Here is a 1,047-nt window from a genome sequence, read left to right on the forward strand (position 1 = left end):
CTGGGACTTACCCTGAGGGAAGACCTCAGAGAGGCGGAGGAAGAGGGAGCCACCAGATACGGAGTCGGCCCCGGAGCGGTCCGGTTCATAAGCGGAACCTTCAGGCCTCACAGAGACCTTGAGAAAAAGCTGGCCGCCTTCCACGGCAGAGAGGAAGCCATGGCCTTCAGCTCGGCCTACATGACGGTAAACGGGGTGCTCACCTCCCTTATAACCAAGGAAACGGCGGTCATAAGCGACGAGCTCAACCACAACTGCATAATAAACGCCATAAGGCTCTCCCGTCCCATAAGCAAATCGGTCTACGGCCACAACGACGTGGCAGAGCTGGAGAGGCGGATCCTGGAAGCCCAGGGAGCCCGGCGCCTCATAGTCGTCACGGACGGCATCTTCAGCATGAGAGGAGACCACGCCCCTCTTAAGGAGATAGAGGCAGTGGTCAGGAAACACGACCATCTCTTCCCCGAGAACGCCATACTGGTGGTGGACGACTCCCACGGAGTGGGGGCCTTCGGAGAGACAGGCAGGGGAACAGAGGAATACACGGGAGGTCGGGCCGACGTCCTGGTGGGAACCCTGGGCAAAGCCTACGGCGTCAACGGCGGCTACGTCGTATCCAGCGAAGCCGTAGTGACCTACCTGAGGGAACACGCCCCCATGTACATCTACTCGAACCCCATCTCCGCCGGAGAGGCGGCCGCCACGGTCAAGGCCCTGGAGATACTGGACGGCCCCGAGGGAAGGGCCATACTGAAACACCTGAGGGACATGACCGGACGGTTCGAGAAAGGGCTGACCGACCTGGGCTACGAGGTGATTCCCGGAGACCATCCTGTTGTTCCCCTGATGGTCCGAGACACCGAGGAAACCTCCAGGATAGTCTCCTACCTGCTGGAGAAAGGCGTCCTTGCCACGGGGCTGAACTACCCTGTGGTTCCCAAGGGAGACGAGGAGATACGGTTCCAGATCTCCGGCGACCACACGGCCTCGGACATAGACGCTGTTCTGGATATCCTCAGGGAGTACAGGGATAAGAGGTAGAGGAGG

The 1,047-nt window shown here is 60.2% G+C and carries 1 protein-coding gene; it reads left to right on the forward strand.

What is annotated here, in order from left to right; translation table 11 throughout:
* On the forward strand, nt 1-1,041 hold a 1,041-nt coding region (locus L2W48_RS12855; protein ID WP_236100487.1), incomplete at its 5' end, for an aminotransferase class I/II-fold pyridoxal phosphate-dependent enzyme.
* Nucleotides 1,042-1,047 lie beyond the last annotated feature (6 nt).

Source organism: Dethiosulfovibrio russensis (genome assembly GCF_021568855.1).
In the GTDB taxonomy this organism is placed as follows: domain Bacteria; phylum Synergistota; class Synergistia; order Synergistales; family Dethiosulfovibrionaceae; genus Dethiosulfovibrio; species Dethiosulfovibrio russensis.